Raw genomic sequence first — 317 nt, 5'->3', positions numbered from 1 at the left:
GATCCGCCGGCCATCCTTCAGAATGATCGCCGTCTCACGACTGTCCGGCATGGACCGCACCTGCTCACGGCAACAACTCCACCCCACACACCGAGGCAAGATCCGCCAAAATATCCCCCGACGACTGCGACCACTCCGGGGCATGGAAAAAACGCGGCAACTGCTCCCCCACCGGCTCCGAACGAGGCGCGAAACCACTGTCCGGAGCCACCAGACGATGATCACTCATGCACCCTCCTTAGCTGCGGCCAACCTTTCCTGGCGCTTCCGCTTCAACTCGTCCGCCATCGACGGACCAGACTTTTTCTTTTCTGCCT

Annotated in this window: 1 protein-coding gene; it reads right to left on the bottom strand. The window is 60.9% G+C overall.

Annotated elements, in window-relative coordinates; genetic code table 11:
* Positions 1-64 precede the first annotated feature (64 nt).
* Positions 65-229 (bottom strand): hypothetical protein, encoded by a 165-nt coding sequence (locus CYJ76_RS12600; RefSeq protein WP_180802310.1) that lies wholly within the window; start codon positions 227-229, stop codon positions 65-67.
* Positions 230-317 lie beyond the last annotated feature (88 nt).

The organism is Kytococcus schroeteri (assembly GCF_002847825.1).
GTDB lineage: Bacteria > Actinomycetota > Actinomycetes > Actinomycetales > Dermatophilaceae > Kytococcus > Kytococcus schroeteri.
Note: the sequence above shows the minus strand (reverse complement) of the source record. Positions and strands in the feature narration are given on the sequence as shown.